The organism is Thauera sp. WB-2 (assembly GCF_027594845.1).
Taxonomy (GTDB): domain Bacteria; phylum Pseudomonadota; class Gammaproteobacteria; order Burkholderiales; family Rhodocyclaceae; genus Thauera; species Thauera mechernichensis.
In genome coordinates this window covers 2,440,979-2,456,084 of record NZ_CP088935.1, presented here as the reverse complement: position 1 = coordinate 2,456,084, position 15,106 = coordinate 2,440,979, and the positions used below count along the sequence as shown (strand labels likewise).

Annotated in this window: 15 protein-coding genes; 11 read left to right on the top strand and 4 right to left on the bottom strand. The window is 64.1% G+C overall.

Going from position 1 to position 15,106, the window contains the following annotated elements:
* Positions 1-2 precede the first annotated feature (2 nt).
* On the bottom strand, positions 3-3,065 hold the full coding sequence (locus LQF09_RS11300) for an Rne/Rng family ribonuclease (protein WP_270067987.1): 3,063 nt from the start codon (positions 3,063-3,065) through the stop codon (positions 3-5).
* A 446-nt stretch (positions 3,066-3,511) separates the two neighbouring features.
* On the opposite strand from LQF09_RS11300, the gene LQF09_RS11295 reads away from it, so the two are divergent.
* On the top strand, positions 3,512-4,471 hold the full coding sequence (locus LQF09_RS11295) for an RluA family pseudouridine synthase (protein WP_270067986.1): 960 nt from the start codon (positions 3,512-3,514) through the stop codon (positions 4,469-4,471).
* Positions 4,464-5,120, top strand: coding sequence for an HAD-IA family hydrolase (locus tag LQF09_RS11290; protein ID WP_002940511.1), 657 nt, complete (start codon positions 4,464-4,466; stop codon positions 5,118-5,120). The genes LQF09_RS11295 and LQF09_RS11290 overlap by 8 nt, the downstream gene beginning before the upstream one ends.
* A gap of 31 nt (positions 5,121-5,151) precedes the next feature.
* Here the strand turns inward: LQF09_RS11290 and LQF09_RS11285 are convergent, their stop codons facing one another.
* Positions 5,152-5,892, bottom strand: a complete 741-nt coding sequence (locus tag LQF09_RS11285; RefSeq protein WP_270067985.1) for an SAM-dependent methyltransferase — start codon at positions 5,890-5,892, stop codon at positions 5,152-5,154.
* Complete coding sequence (locus tag LQF09_RS11280) at positions 5,889-6,464, bottom strand: Maf family nucleotide pyrophosphatase (RefSeq protein WP_270067984.1); 576 nt, start codon at positions 6,462-6,464, stop codon at positions 5,889-5,891. The genes LQF09_RS11285 and LQF09_RS11280 overlap by 4 nt, the downstream gene beginning before the upstream one ends.
* Before the next feature lie 46 nt (positions 6,465-6,510).
* Here LQF09_RS11280 and LQF09_RS11275 point away from each other — a divergent pair, with 46 nt between their 5' ends.
* The 9 genes from LQF09_RS11275 (at position 6,511) to LQF09_RS11235 (ending at position 13,248) form a co-directional block, all read left to right on the top strand.
* Positions 6,511-7,035 (top strand): YceD family protein, encoded by a 525-nt coding sequence (locus tag LQF09_RS11275; protein WP_270067983.1) that lies wholly within the window; start codon positions 6,511-6,513, stop codon positions 7,033-7,035.
* Positions 7,036-7,065: 30 nt separating this feature from the next.
* Entirely contained in the window at positions 7,066-7,245 is a 180-nt protein-coding gene (gene rpmF / locus LQF09_RS11270) for a 50S ribosomal protein L32 (protein WP_002930052.1), read from the top strand.
* A gap of 101 nt (positions 7,246-7,346) precedes the next feature.
* Positions 7,347-8,363, top strand: coding sequence for a phosphate acyltransferase PlsX (gene plsX / locus LQF09_RS11265; protein WP_002930049.1), 1,017 nt, complete (start codon positions 7,347-7,349; stop codon positions 8,361-8,363).
* Positions 8,360-9,325, top strand: a complete 966-nt coding sequence (locus LQF09_RS11260; protein ID WP_002930047.1) for a beta-ketoacyl-ACP synthase III — start codon at positions 8,360-8,362, stop codon at positions 9,323-9,325. Before plsX ends, LQF09_RS11260 begins: the two co-directional genes overlap by 4 nt.
* A gap of 43 nt (positions 9,326-9,368) precedes the next feature.
* Positions 9,369-10,298: an ACP S-malonyltransferase gene (gene fabD, locus LQF09_RS11255; protein ID WP_002930046.1), complete on the top strand. Its 930-nt coding sequence runs from the start codon at positions 9,369-9,371 to the stop codon at positions 10,296-10,298.
* 3 nt (positions 10,299-10,301) lie between these two features.
* Positions 10,302-11,051, top strand: coding sequence for a 3-oxoacyl-ACP reductase FabG (gene fabG, locus LQF09_RS11250; protein WP_002930043.1), 750 nt, complete (start codon positions 10,302-10,304; stop codon positions 11,049-11,051).
* 91 nt (positions 11,052-11,142) lie between these two features.
* On the top strand, positions 11,143-11,382 hold the full coding sequence (gene acpP / locus LQF09_RS11245; protein WP_002930040.1) for an acyl carrier protein: 240 nt from the start codon (positions 11,143-11,145) through the stop codon (positions 11,380-11,382).
* A gap of 105 nt (positions 11,383-11,487) precedes the next feature.
* A complete protein-coding gene (fabF, locus tag LQF09_RS11240; RefSeq protein WP_002930038.1) occupies positions 11,488-12,723 on the top strand; it encodes a beta-ketoacyl-ACP synthase II in 1,236 nt (411 codons plus the stop codon).
* A 21-nt stretch (positions 12,724-12,744) separates the two neighbouring features.
* Positions 12,745-13,248, top strand: coding sequence for a hypothetical protein (locus LQF09_RS11235; RefSeq protein WP_270067982.1), 504 nt, complete (start codon positions 12,745-12,747; stop codon positions 13,246-13,248).
* Between the two features lie 26 nt (positions 13,249-13,274).
* Here the strand turns inward: LQF09_RS11235 and nadB are convergent, their stop codons facing one another.
* A complete protein-coding gene (nadB, locus tag LQF09_RS11230) occupies positions 13,275-14,876 on the bottom strand; it encodes an L-aspartate oxidase (RefSeq protein ID WP_270067981.1) in 1,602 nt (533 codons plus the stop codon).
* Between the last annotated feature and the right edge of the window lie 230 nt (positions 14,877-15,106).

Below are 15,106 nucleotides of genomic sequence, written 5' to 3'. Positions count from 1 at the left end.
GCTTACTTGCGCGTTTCCACCTGCTGCAGCGGCTCCTGTGCGACGAATGCGGCTGCACGAGGCTTGCGGCCCAGGCGAACCGGGGCTTCCACAGCGCCGGTGCCGAACTGGGCGCGCTTGGCTGGATCGGTTTCGATCTTGATCAGGCCGCCTTCAGCCGTGGCTGCAGGTAGCGTGATCGGGGCCGTTTCCGCCGGCGTTGCAGGGGCTTGCGCTTGAGCCGTGGTAGTTTGCACGACTTCCGGCTCAGCGGCTTCGACAGCGGATGCGACTGACTCTGGCTGCCCCTCGACGGCTGCCGCAGGCGCTTCCGCCCGATGCGGCTCGTTGGTCGCAACAGCCTCGGCCTGCTCGCTCACCACCAAGGTCGGTACATCAGGGTCGATCTCAGTCCTTGCTGCGGAGCCGGCCTGAGCTGCAGCCTGCGGTTCGACCTGAACTGCAGCCTCAGGGGCCGTCTCGGTGGCCGGCGCGGCTGGTTCGGCGGCTGCGACTTCAGCCTCTGCTTCGGCCTGCATCGTTACCCTGACAGGCAAGGGGGCTGCTGCGTTTTCCGCGAAGCGATCCTGAGCCTGCGGCTCGATGGTCTCCGGTTCGGAAACGGCAACCGGGAGTTCGGCCGGAGTCGCATCCGCGGCGGATGCAGCCGACTCGGCTGCAGCGCTGACGGGCGTCATGGCCTGCGCTTCGGTGGTCTCGCTTGCCACGCTCTCGACGGTCTCCACCACGGCCGCAGGCGTGGCGGTTGCAGGTTCGTCGGTGGTGCCGGAAGCGAGCTGAGCAGCGTCTGCGCTGGACTCGCCGGCTTCGCTGGTTTCGACTCCGCCCTGGAGGTCGGCGGCTTGGCCTTCGCCCGAGCGGCGGCCGCGACCGCGGCCACGGCGGCGACGCTTCTCGCTGGGGGCGCCGTCCTCGCCGGCAGGCGTGTCTGCGACCACCGTGCCGGCTGCTTCGGCAACCTGTACGCGCTCTTCGCTCACCACTGCAGCGGCAAGGCCAGCCGCGAGCTTCAGCTTGTCGTCGTCGGGTGCGCCCGTGCGCTGTTCTACAGCCTTATCAGTACGTTCGGCTGCGTCCTCCGTCCGTTGGCCGCGCCCACGTCCGCGGCCACGGCCACTGTCGCTACGCTCGGACTTCTCTGCGGGCGCCGTGCTGCGCTGCGGCTTGTCGCTTTCGCTGCGTTCGCTGCGGCTGTTGCGGCCGTTCTGGCTTTCGCCGTCACGCTCGCTACGACGGCCGCGACTGCCGTTGTTACGACGGCCGTCACCGCCGTTGCTGCGCTCGCCGCGCGGGCGCGGCTCGCGCTTCGCAGGTGTTTCGGCTGCAGCCACGGGCTCGGCGGCCGGTGCCGGCTTGCTGCCGGTAAACCAGCCGAGGATGCGGGCGATGAGGCCCTTGCTCTCGACGGCGGCCGGGGCTGTGGGGGCCTCGGCGGCAACCGGTGCCACCGGCGCCGGCTGCGCAGGAGCGATACCCTTCACGGCCGCTTCGGGACGTGCCGGGCGGTCGTTTGCCTTCGAGGGCAGGCGCTCGTCGTCCTCGCTGGGCTTCTGCACCATCTGGTAGCTCGCCAAGGCGATGTCCTCGGCGTTGAGCTGGTCGTGACGCAGGCGGATGATCTCGTGCGCCGGCGTTTCGAGGTGGCGGTTCGGCACGATGATGAGCTGCACCTTGTGGCGCATCTCGATGCGGGCGATATCCACGCGCTTTTCGTTGAGAAGGAAGGTGGCCACGTCGACGGGCACCTGCAGGTGCACCGCGCCGGTGTTTTCCTTCATCGCTTCCTCTTCGAGGATGCGGACGATGTGCAGTGCCGACGATTCGGTGCTGCGGATGTGGCCAGTGCCGTTGCAGCGCGGGCAGGTGATGTAGCTGGTCTCGGCCAGTGCCGGACGCAGGCGCTGGCGCGACAGTTCGAGCAGGCCGAAGCGGCTGATCTTGCCGGTCTGTACGCGCGCGCGGTCGTGGCGCAGGGCGTCACGCAGGCGGTTTTCGACCTCGCGCTGGTTCTTCGCCGACTCCATGTCGATGAAGTCGATGACGATGAGGCCGCCCAGGTCGCGCAGGCGCAGCTGGCGGGCGATCTCGTCGGCGGCCTCGCAGTTGGTACGGAAGGCGGTTTCCTCGATGTCCGAGCCCTTGGTGGCGCGGCCGGAGTTGACGTCGATCGATACCAGGGCTTCGGTGTGGTCGATGACCACTGCGCCGCCCGAGGGCAGATTGACCTGGCGAGAGTAGGCCGACTCGATCTGATGTTCGATCTGGAAGCGCGAGAACAGCGGCACGTCGTCGCTGTAGCGCTTCACGCGGGCGACATTGCCCGGCATCACATGGGCCATGAACTGCGTGGCCTGTTCGTAGATGTCGTCGGTGTCGATCAGGATCTCGCCGATGTCGGGCTGGAAGTAGTCGCGGATGGCGCGGATGACGAGGCTGCCTTCCTGATAGATCAGGAAAGCGCCGGCCTGGCCCTGGGCCGCACCCTCGATGGCGCGCCACAGTTGCAGCAGGTAGTTGAGGTCCCACTGCAGCTCTTCGGCACTACGGCCGATGGCTGCGGTGCGGGCGATCAGGCTCATGCCGCCGGGCACTTCCAGCTGGTCCATGTTCTCGCGCAGTTCGGCACGCTCGTCGCCCTCGACGCGACGCGACACGCCGCCGCCGCGCGGGTTGTTGGGCATGAGCACCAGATAGCGGCCGGCCAGCGAGATGTAGGTGGTCAGCGCCGCACCCTTGTTGCCGCGCTCGTCCTTTTCGACCTGGACGATGAGTTCCTGGCCTTCGCGCAGGGCTTCACGGATGGTGGCCTTGCTCGCGTCCACGCCGGGCTGGAAGTAGGCGCGCGAGATTTCCTTGAAGGGCAGGAAGCCATGGCGCTCGGCGCCATAGTCTACGAAGGCCGCCTCGAGGCTAGGCTCGATGCGGGTGATCACCGCCTTGTAGATGTTGCTCTTGCGTTCTTCTTTTGCGGCCGATTCGATATCGAGGTCGATCAGTTTCTGACCGTCTACGATCGCGACGCGCAGTTCTTCGGCCTGCGTCGCATTGAAAAGCATGCGTTTCATTGGGATCGTTCTCCCGCGCAATTCACACGGGCAGGACGAACGGCGCGCACCATCGCGCTTTCCGGGATCAGGAGCGATTCTTGAGGACTGCTGCTTTCATCCGGTGTGTGTTCAGGGCTGTGATGGGTCGGCTGGTCGATATTCTCTTGACCCCGCCCGCCAGGCCGTCGAGGCCAGGCGGGCGGATCATTTGATCCTGCGTGTGCGTCTTGCACGTCAAAATCCAACCCGTGGGCTGGATGGGTATGTCGAAGTGGGTCTGTTGCGTTACCATCGGCGCCTTTTGGGCCTTGGATGGCTTGCAACGGTCAAGCCGGGAGCGCTCTTCAGGGCTCATTGCCAGCAGTCTGCGCGCATCGCCGGTGCAGATGTTTCGACCTGCTTTTGACGTCGACGCGCCGCACTTGGGTGGCAGCGACCGGGTTAACCGTGCAGAAGTATATTTCATGACGATGATTGATGGCAAAGCGATCGCAGTCCGGCACGAACGCATCGACGATGCGGCGGCTGGCCAGCGGATCGATAACTACCTGATGCGGATAGCGAAGGGCGTGCCAAAGAGCCACGTCTATCGGATCCTGCGCAGCGGTGAGGTCAGGGTCAATGGCCGCCGGGTGCAGCAGACCTACCGCCTGGCCGAGGGTGACGAGGTGCGCATTCCGCCGCTGCGCATCGCTCAGGCCGAGCGCAGCGCACCGGCGCCTGCCGGCAAGCCGCTTCCGGTCGTCTACGAGGACGATGCGCTGCTGGTGATCGACAAGCCGTCGGGCAAGGCGGTACATGGCGGCAGCGGGGTGAGCTACGGCGTGATCGAGCAGCTACGCGTGCAGCGTCCGGAGTTGCGCATGCTCGAACTGGCGCACAGGCTGGATCGCGAGACCTCGGGGCTGCTCATCGTTGCGAAGAAGCGCTCTGCACTTACCGCACTGCACGACATGATGCGCGAGGGTAGGGTGGAGAAGCGTTACCTGACGCTGGTGCCCGGGCGCTGGGCTAACGCGTTGCAACATGTGAAGGCTCCATTGCACAAGTACCTCACCGCCGAGGGTGAGCGCAGGGTGCGCGTCAGCGAGGACGGCAAGCCGGCGCACAGCGTCATGCGTCTGGTGCGACGCTGGCGTGATTACAGTCTGCTCGAGGTCGAGCTCAAGACCGGGCGGACGCATCAGATCCGCGTTCATCTTGCTCATCTTGGTTTCCCGCTGTGTGGAGACGACAAATACGGCGATTTCGCTCTCAACAAGCGTCTCGAGGCCGAAGGGTTGAAGCGCATGTTCCTGCATGCGGCAATGCTGAGCTTCGCGCATCCGCTTACGGGCGAGGTGCTGTCCTTCGAGGCGGCGCTGCCTGCAGAGCTACAGGCGTTTCTGACGTATCTCGACATTCAGGAGAGGGAGTATGGCTGAGCGCTTCGATCTCATTGTCTTTGACTGGGACGGAACCCTGATGGACTCTGCCGGGGCGATCGTGCGCGCAATGCAGGCCGCTGCGCGTGACCTCGGTCTGCCTGAGCCGGCGGAGGATCGGGCGCGCTACGTGATCGGGCTCGGGTTGGTCGATGCGCTACAGCATGCGGTGCCGGAGTTGGCGCCGGAAGACTATGCGCGCATGGTCGAGCGTTACCGTCACCATTACCTGTCGCGGGACCATGAACTGGTGCTTTTCGACGGGGTTGGCGACGTTCTGGGGGCGCTTTCTGAGCGCGGACACCTGCTCGGAGTGGCGACCGGCAAGAGCCGCTTGGGTCTGGATCGCGTCCTTGGGCGGACCGGGCTGGGGGCGTATTTCCATAGCACCCGCTGTGCGGACGAGTGTTTCTCCAAGCCGCATCCTGCCATGCTCGAGGAGATCATGAGTGAGCTCGGTGTACTGCCCGAGCGGACCCTGATGGTGGGCGATACCACGCATGATCTGCAGATGGCGAGGAATGCTGGCACGGCGGCGCTCGCCGTGAGTTTCGGTGCGCATCCGCGCGCGGCACTGCAGGCCGAGACGCCGCTGTCGTGCCTTGATTCCCCCCGCGAGTTGGTCGATTGGTTGCTTCGTGAGACTTGAGGCTTGAGGCGTGAGGCTGGCGCCCCGTCATTCAGCCGAGTAGAAGGTAGATCGCAGGCCGGCGGGCGATTGCCGGGCGCGCGGCCTTGCGCCAGTCCCGGATGCTGTGGGTGAGCAGCCAGGCTTCTGGCGTGCCGAGGTCGCAGCCGATGCACAGGCGGGTGTCTGGCTTGAGCAGCTTGAGCAGAGCATCAAAGATGCGCTCGTTGCGGTAGGGGGTTTCGATGAAGATCTGCGTGCGCCCGCAGCGGCGGGATTCGTCTTCGAGGGTGCGTAGCGCGCTGTCGCGCTCCTGCTCGCCGACCGGCAGGTAGCCATGGAAGCAGAAACTCTGTCCATTGAGTCCCGAGCCCATGAGTCCGAGCAGGATCGATGAGGGGCCAATCAATGGCACTACCTGAATGCCAAGTGCATGCGCGCGCGCGACCAATCGGGCTCCGGGGTCGGCGACTGCCGGACAGCCGGCGTCGGACATCAGGCCGACATCGTTGCCGGCGAGTGCGGGGGCGAGCAGCGCATCTAGGGTTGCGTTGGTGGTCTGCGGCTCGGTCGGCAGTTCGCGAACGTCGGTGTCCCGTAGCGGGTGCGGGTAGTCGAGCTGCTTCAGGTGTGCTCGTGCGGTGCGAGCCGTTTCGACGACGAAGTGACGTAGCCCGGCGGTGATCCGCTGCGCCTGTTGGGGCAGGAAGTCGGTCCATGGGGTTGCTTCGCCAAGGCTGACCGGGACCAGGTAAAGGGTGCCGTGCCGGGTGTCTGGGGTGGGGGCATTCACGGCAGTTGGAGGCCTTCGGCACGGAGCATGCGGGACAGTGCGATGAGCGGCAGCCCAATCAGTGCGGTGGGATCGTCGCCCGGCATGGCATCGACCAGGGTGATGCCCAGTCCCTCGGATTTGGCGCTGCCGGCGCAGTCCAGTGGGCGCTCCCTGGCGACATAGCGCTCGATTTCAGCGTCGCTCAAATCGCGAAAGCGGACTTGGGTCGGGACGCCTTCGACCTGCAGCGTACCGGTGCGCGTATTGAGGAGCGCGAGCGCGGTGTGAAAGGTGACGATGCGACCGCGCATGCGCTGAAGTTGTGCGATTGCGCGCGCCTCCGTGCCCGGTTTGCCGAACACCTCGTCGCCCATGTATGCGACTTGATCGCTGCCGATGACGAGTGCGTCCGGCCAGCGCGCGGCCACGGCACGCGCCTTTGCAGCTGCAAGACGCTCTGCAGTGGCGGGCGGCGCTTCGCCCTCGAGTGGCGTCTCGTCCGTTTCCGGGCGGTCGGTCTCGAACGGAATGTGAAGGCGTTCGAGGAGCGTGCGGCGATAGGCCGATGTGGAGGCGAGGACGAGCGTCATGGTGGTCTTTACAGAAGCGTCGAAAAAATAATATCATGCACGGCTTATGTCGCAACAAGGCATCCCTTCCCGGACGATTCCGGATCCCTTCAGGTTTGCTGCAGACGGCCGCTCCTTGGTGGGCGAGGTCGCTGTCGCGGACCTGTTGCGCCTGTCGGACGTGCTTGCGTCGCTCGAGGGCGCGCTCGCATGGCGGCTGGAGGGCTCCATGGCTCAAGGGGCCGTGGGGCTCGAGCCCAGGCTGCGGTTGGTCGTCGAGGGGGAGCTTTCCCTCAGCTGCCAGCGTTGCCTCGGTGGGCTGTCGTGGGGCTTGAAGGTCGATAATGTCCTTCAGCCCGTACGGCCGGGGCAGGCGATTCCCGAGGGGGAGCTGGAAGACGACGAAGTGGATGCGATCGAGGTCGCTGCAGAGCTCGATGTCCTGGCATTGGTAGAGGATGAGATCCTGCTGGCCTTGCCGATTGCGCCACGGCATGAAAACTGCGAGTCGCCCCGAAACATGGCTGGCTCGAACAAAGAATCGCCTTTCGCTGCGCTGGCGTCGCTGCGAGGCAGTCCCAGCGCGAAATAGGCGCGATATTTAGCTTTAGGAGCATTACTCATGGCCGTTCAACAGAACAAGAAGTCCCCCTCCAAGCGTGGCATGCATCGCGCACACGATTTCCTCACCGGCCCGGCGCTCGCCGTCGAGCCGACCTCGGGTGAAGTCCATCTGCGTCACCACATCAGCCCCAACGGTTTCTACCGCGGCAAGAAGGTCGTCAAGGTCAAGGGCGAGTAAGTTCAAGCCCCAGGTATCGAGGGCGGCGCATGGCGCTTGGCGCCTGCGCCGCCTTTTTTCCGACTCCAGTCTTCAAACAATAAATAGCACGCGAGATGCCGATGGGTGTCACCATTGCGATCGACTGCATGGGTGGCGATCATGGTCCGGTCGTGACCGTGCCTGCCGCACTTGCCTTCCTGCGCCGCCACCGGGACGCGAAGGTCATCCTGGTGGGGCTCGAGGAGGCGATCCGGCCCTTGCTCGTCAGCACTGCAAGCGAGTTCGGCGAACGAATCAGGGTACGACATGCCACCGAGGTGGTGGCGATGGACGATCCGCCGGCGATCGCGATGCGCACGAAGAAGGATTCTTCGATGCGCGTTGTCATGGATCTCGTCAAGGCGGGTGAAGCGAACGCCGCGGTTTCCGCCGGCAATACCGGTGCGCTGATGGCGATCTCGCGCTTCGTCCTCAAGACTTTGCCGGGTATCGATCGGCCTGCGATCGCGACCGTCCTGCCGTCAATGCATGGTCACACGTATGTGCTCGACCTCGGCGCCAATGTTGACTGCACGGCGGAGCATCTGCTTCAGTTTGGCGTCATGGGGGCGATGCTCGTAGCAGCGATCGAGCACAAGGAGCGCCCGACCGTGGGCTTGCTCAACATTGGCGAAGAGGTGATCAAGGGCAACGACGTCGTCAAGGAGGCAGGCGAACTGCTGCGCAACAGCGGCTTGAATTTCCAGGGCAATGTCGAAGGCAACGATATCTACGAAGGTACGGTGGACGTCGTCGTGTGCGATGGCTTTGTTGGAAATGTCGCGCTCAAGACCTCTGAAGGCCTCGCGCAGATGATCGGCGCTTTCCTGAAGCAGGAGTTCAAGCGCTCGCTGCTGACCAAGCTGATGGCAGTTGTGGCGCTTCCCGTCCTGAAGCGCTTCAAGCAGCGTGTCGATCACCGTCTCTACAACGGTGCGCCCTTGCTTGGGTTGCGCGGTGTCGTCCTGAAGAGCCATGGCTCGGCCGATGCGGTTGCCTTCGAGAATGCGTTGGGGCGAGCTGCCGAGGCGGCATCGAACCGGCTGATCGAGCGCATCACGGAGCGCATGGCGAGCATGAACGAGGTAAACGCATGATTTACGCACGCATCGCGGGAACGGGCAGTTACTTGCCGGGCGATCCGGTCACCAATGACGATCTGGTCGCGCGTGGAATCGATACCTCCAATGACTGGATCGTGAGTCGCTCGGGCATCCATAGCCGACACCTCGCCGCCGCCGACGTGGGGGCAAGCGATCTCGCCAAGCTCGCCGCCGAGCGAGCACTCGATGCTGCGGGCTGCGAAGCCGACGACATTGACCTGATCATCGTCGCCACATCCACGCCTGATTTCATCTTCCCGAGTACCGCCGCTCTGGTGCAGTCCAAGCTCGGTATCCGCAACGGCGGCGCTGCGTTTGACGTGCAGGCGGTGTGCAGCGGTTTCGTGTACGCGTTGAGCGTGGCCGAGAAGTTCATTCGTTCCGGTAGTCATACGCGTGCGCTAGTCATCGGTGCCGAGGTCTTCTCCCGCATTCTTGACTGGTCCGATCGGTCAACCTGTGTGTTGTTCGGTGATGGCGCCGGTGCGGTCGTGCTCGAAGCGTCGACGAGCCCCGGCATTCGCATGTCTGCCCTGCATGCCGACGGCAGTCATCATCCCATTCTCTGTGTGCCCGGTGGTGTGGCCTCCGGTCAAGTGATCGGCGATCCTTTTCTGCGCATGGACGGGCAGGCCGTGTTCAAGTTTGCCGTGAAGGTGCTTGGCGATGTCGCGCACGAGGTGCTCGAGCGCGCCGGGGAGTCCGCACAGAGCGTCGATTGGTTGATCCCGCATCAAGCCAATATCCGCATCATCCAGGCTACGGCCAAACGCCTCGGCCTGCCGATGGACAAGGTGGTGACCACGCTCGATCACCATGGCAATACATCGGCCGCCTCCATTCCGCTCGCGCTCGATGAGGCTGTGCGCTCGGGGCAGATCCGCCCCGGGCATCGACTCATCCTCGAGGGGGTCGGTGGTGGTTTCACCTGGGGCGCAGCCCTGGTCGATTTCTGAATCGCTTCCTGCTTTCACTTTTTTCTGATTGGTGGAGAACAGCATGGCATTTGCGCTGGTTTTTCCCGGCCAGGGTTCGCAGTCGGTCGGCATGATGGCCGCCTACGGCGAGTCGGCCGTCGTTCGTGACACGTTTGCCGAGGCTTCCGATGCCCTGGGCGAGGACTTGTGGGCCATGGTCTGCGACGGGCCGGCCGAGCGCCTGTCGCTGACGGTGAATACCCAGCCCCTGATGCTTACCGCAGGGGTGGCGACTTACCGCGCATGGATTGCGGCAGGTGGGCCTGCGCCCGCCCTGGTCGCCGGACACAGCCTGGGTGAGTATTCCGCGCTGGTTGCTGCCGGTGCGCTGGCCTTTGCCGACGCCGTTCCGCTGGTGCGCTTCCGCGCCCAGGCGATGCAGGAGGCGGTGCCGGCCGGCGAAGGTGCAATGGCGGCGGTGATGGGGCTCGAGGCTGAAGCGGTGCGAGAAGCCTGCGCCGAGGCGGCCCAGGGCCAGGTGGTCGAAGCTGCGAATCTCAATGCGCCTGGGCAGATCGTCATCGCGGGTGCGAAGGCGGCTGTCGAGCGTGCAAGCGAGATCGCCAAGGCAAAGGGTGCCAAGCGCGCCGTGCTGCTTCCGGTGTCGGCGCCGTTTCATTGTGCGCTGATGCGCCCGGCTGCGGAGCGTCTTGCCGAGCGCCTGGCAACGGTTGCTGTCTCCACACCCACGATCGGTGTCATCAACAACGTTGACGTGGCCGTCTATGATGAGCCTGAGAAGATTCGCGATGCACTCGTTCGCCAGGCCTATTCTCCGGTGCGCTGGATCGAACTGGTGCAGGAGATGGCACGCCGTGGAATGAGCCATGTGATCGAATGCGGTCCGGGCAAGGTGCTGGCAGGCATGACCAAGCGCATCGCCAAGGAAGTCGAAGGAGGCTCGGCACACGATGCGGCCAGCCTCGAACAATCCATCGCCGCAGTGAGGTAACGCATGAGCTTTTCGCTTGAAGGGCAGGTCGCACTCGTTACTGGCGCCTCCCGCGGCATCGGCCGCGCGGTAGCGCTCGAGTTGGCTCGGCTTGGTGCCATCGTTGTGGGCACGGCAACCTCCGCCTCCGGCGCTGCCGACATTGCGGCTGCGCTTGCCGAGTTGGGCGCCAAGGGGACAGGGCTGGCGCTGAATGTGACCGATGCCAACGCCTGTGAGGCGCTGATCGGCGACATCGAGAAGCAGTTCGGTGCGGTTACCATCCTGGTCAACAATGCTGGCATCACTCGCGACAACCTTGCGATGCGCATGAAGGATGAGGAGTGGGATGCGGTTATCGACACCAATCTGCGCGCTGTGTTTCGCATGAGCAAGCTCGTCATGCGCGGCATGATGAAGGCGCGCAATGGTCGCATCATCAACATCACTTCGGTGGTGGCGAGTGCCGGCAATCCCGGACAGGCCAACTACGCAGCGGCCAAGGCCGGTGTGGCCGGCATGACGCGCGCACTGGCGCGCGAGTTGGGCAGCCGCAACATCACGGTCAATTGCGTGGCGCCTGGCTTCATCGACACCGACATGACGCGTGCGCTGCCCGAGGCGGCACGCGATGCGCTGCTAGGCAACATTGCTCTTGGCCGTCTGGGTCGTCCCGAGGAGATCGCCGCTGCGGTCGCCTTCCTGGCCTCTCCTGCCGCCGCCTATGTGACCGGAACCACGCTGCACGTCAATGGTGGTATGTACATGTCCTGATAACGGATCGGGATAGCGGTTCCCCGGCGTTTTGGTAGAATACGCCGGCTTTTTTTCAATACACCTGTCACCCTCAGGAAGGAGTTGGTTCATGGAGAACATCGAACAGCGCGTCAAGAAGATCGTCGCTGAGCAACTTGGCGTGAACGAATCGGAGATCAAGACCGAATCTTCGTTCGTCGATGATCTGGGCGCGGATTCGCTGGACACCGTGGAACTCGTCATGGCGCTGGAAGAAGAGTTCGAGTGCGAGATTCCGGACGAAGAGGCCGAGAAGATCACCACCGTCCAGCAGGCGATCGACTACGTCAACGCCCACCTCAAGAAGTAAGCAGCATCAGCGCTTTCAAGGCGTAGCCTGTCCGGTTGCCGCGTTTGCGCGTGGCCCCGGGCAGGTCAGTTTTACCCTTTTCATCGTTTCATATCGGAGTTGCCTGTGTCGCGTCGCAGAGTCGTCGTCACCGGTCTGGGCGTCATTTCGCCGGTCGGAAATACCGTCCAGGAAGCCTGGGCAAATATTCTTGCCGGCAAGAGTGGTATCGGCCCCATCACGCGCTTTGATGCCAGCGGATTCGCAGCACGCATCGCAGGCGAGGTGAAGGGCTTCGACGTTTCGGCCTACCTGTCGCCCAAAGAGGCGCGCCGCATGGATGTCTTCATCCACTACGGCATGGCGGCGGGCATCCAGGCAATCCGCGATTCCGGCATCGAGGTCAATGAGACCAATGCCGACCGGATTGGCGTGAACATCGGATCGGGCATTGGTGGCCTGCCGATGATTGAAGACACGCATAACGACTACCTCAACGGTGGTCCGCGCAAGATCTCGCCCTTCTTCATTCCGGGCACCATCATCAACATGATCTCGGGCAACCTCTCGATCATGCATGGCATGAAGGGGCCCAACCTGTCCGTCGTGACTGCGTGTACGACCGGCCTGCACGCCATCGGCATGAGTGCGCGCATGATCGAGTACGGTGACGCCGACGTGATGGTATGCGGCGGCGCCGAATCGACTGTCACGCATCTCGCGATCGGTGGCTTCGGTTCGGCAAAGGCATTGTCGACCCGCAATGACGATCCCGCCACGGCCAGCCGCCCCTGGGACAAGGATCGTGATGGCTTCGTGCTTGGCGAGGGGGCGGGCGTCCTGGTCATCGAAGAGTACGAGCACGCGGTCAAGCGCGGTGCGAAGATCTATGCCGAGCTTGCGGGCTTCGGCATGAGCGGTGACGCCTACCACATGACGGCGCCCGATACCGATGGGCCGCGGCGCAGTATGGTCAATGCGATGAGGAACGCCGGCGTCAATGCCGACGAGGTGCACTATCTCAACGCACACGGCACCTCGACGCCGCTCGGTGACAAGAACGAGACCGAGGCGATCAAGCTTGCCTTTGGTGTCGATGCGGCGCGCAAGCTCGTCGTGAACTCCACCAAGTCGATGACCGGGCATCTGCTCGGTGGGGCCGGTGGTCTGGAGTCGGTTTTGACGGTGCTTGCCGTGCATCATCAGGTCTCGCCGCCCACCATCAATATCTTCGAGCAGGATCCGGAGTGCGATCTCGACTACTGCGCCAATGTGGCGCGGCCGATGAAGATCGATGTCGCCCTCAAGAACAACTTCGGCTTTGGCGGTACAAACGGCACCCTGGTTTTCCGCCGGATTTGATGGCGATATGCATGGCCTCCCATGCATGAGCCGCTGATCATTGCATTGCGCCCCTCCCCGGGGGTGATGGCGTCAGTGTCGGTCGCGCATGTTGCGGCTGCACTGGCGCTTTTTCATGTCCCTGCGTTTGGACTCGAGGCACTGCTCGGCGGGCAGGGTGTGATGCAGGCGGTCATCGCCGGTGGCGCTGGCTGCGTGCTGTTCGCCTCGCTGATCAGGGCGTTGGTCCAGGAGTGGCGCAAAAGGAGGTTGCACCTGGCACTGAACGAGGCGGGTGAGATTTCACTTCTGCAGCCAGCCGCTCCGCCATTGCGGGGAAGGGTGGCGCCGCATTCGATCGTGGTGTTCGAATGGGCCGTGTGGTTTCAGTCGTGCCTGGAGTTCGAGGGGCGTCTGCGTCCAGGTCGCTCGCGGCGCTTCATGATCGTGGCGGCAAATCTCGATGCGCAACAATGGCGCGGGCTGCGCATCTGGCTGCGTCATGAGGCCGTGCGTGCCGATGCTCCCGATGGGCGTGCCGCCTGACCCGGCACAGGGTGTGCCGGGCAGTGTCAGCCTTGTGCAGAGCGCCTGGCCTTTGGCGGGCGAAGGATGGTGTCCCGCGGGCGGGCGAGCGTCTCAGGGAAGTCGTTGGAGTAATGAAGTCCGCGACTTTCCTTGCGCTTGAGGGCGCAGCGCACGATGAGGTCGGCAGTGACCACGAGGTTGCGCAGTTCGATCAGGTCGTTGCTCACGCGGAAATGGCTGTAGAACTCGTGGATCTCGCTGGCCAGCAGGCGAATCCGGTGCTGGGCGCGGAGGAGGCGCTTGGTGGTGCGCACAATGCCGACGTAGTCCCACATCGCGCGCCTGAGTTCAGCCCAGTTGTGGGTGATGACCACTTCCTCGTCGGCGTCGGTGACCCGGCTCTCGTCCCAGTCGGGCAGTACGGGCGGTTGCGTGCGCGGCTTGGACAAGATGTCCTCGGCGGCCGCTTCGCCAAATACCAGGCACTCCAGCAGCGAGTTGCTGGCGAGGCGGTTGGCGCCATGAAGCCCGGTGAACGCCGACTCGCCAACGGCGTACAACCCCGGTACGTCGGTCCGTGCAGCGAGGTCGGTAACGATGCCGCCGCAGGAATAGTGTGCAGCCGGTACGACCGGAATCGGTTCGCGGGTGATGTCTATCCCAAGCTCGAGGCAGCGCCGGTAAATGTTCGGAAAGTGACCGCGAAGCCACTCTGCCGGCTTGTGGCTGATGTCGAGGTAGACGCAGTCCAGGCCGCGCTTCTTCATTTCGAAGTCGATCGCCCGCGCAACCACATCGCGCGGCGCAAGCTCTTCGCGAGGGTCGTGGTCAGGCATGAAGCGCGTGCCGTCGGGTAGCTTCAGAAGTCCGCCCTCTCCGCGTACGGCTTCCGATATCAGGAAAGATTTTGCATGAGGGTGGTAGAGGCAGGTCGGATGGAACTGGATGAACTCCATGTTCCCGACTCGGCAGCCTGCTCGCCACGCCATGGCTACGCCGTCACCGGTGGCGACGTCCGGGTTCGTCGTGTACAGATAGACCTTGCCGGTGCCGCCCGTGGCCAGCACTGTGTTGCGCGCCGCAAACGTCACCACGCGATCGGCATCGATATCCAGCACGTAGGCGCCGAGGCAGCCTGCCCCGGGCTGGCCCACCTTGTCGCCGATCACGAGATCGACCGCGATGTGATGCTCGAAGACGTCGATGTTCGGATGCGCGCTCACCTGCGCGCCGAGCGTCGATTGCACCGCGGCGCCAGTGGCGTCGGCGGCATGGATGATGCGCCGGTGGGAGTGTCCGCCTTCGCGTGTGAGATGGTAGCCGAGCCTGGAGTCCGCCTCGCGCGTGAAGGGTACGCCGCGGTCGATGAGCCAGTCGATCGCACGCTTGCCGTTTTCGACGACCAGTCGTGTGGAGCGCGGATTGCACAGCTCGGCGCCGGCGACGAAGGTGTCGCGCACATGCGCTTCGACGCTGTCTGCAGTATCGAGTACGGCGGCAATGCCGCCCTGCGCCCAGTTGCTCGCGCTGTCCGAAAGCTCGCGCTTGGTCACGAGGGCGACGCGCATGCTGTCGGCGAGGCGCAGTGCCATCGACTGCCCGGCGGTGCCGCTGCCAAGGATGAGTACGTCGTACTGTTTCAGCAAGATGTCGCTCTGGCTCGTGGGAAGGGGCGAAATATAGCATGTCGCGGCGCCGTGCCGCGTGGCCAGGCCCGGTGGAGCGTACGGGCAGGGGGCCGGTAAGTCCTGATCGAATGACCCTGTCGGGGGCTGAACTATTTTAACGGCCGCCTGTCTTGAACCATGTCTTCGATTGCTGCTGATTGCCCACTCGGTCGCTTATAATCCGGACGCTTCATATTCTGAATATCCGG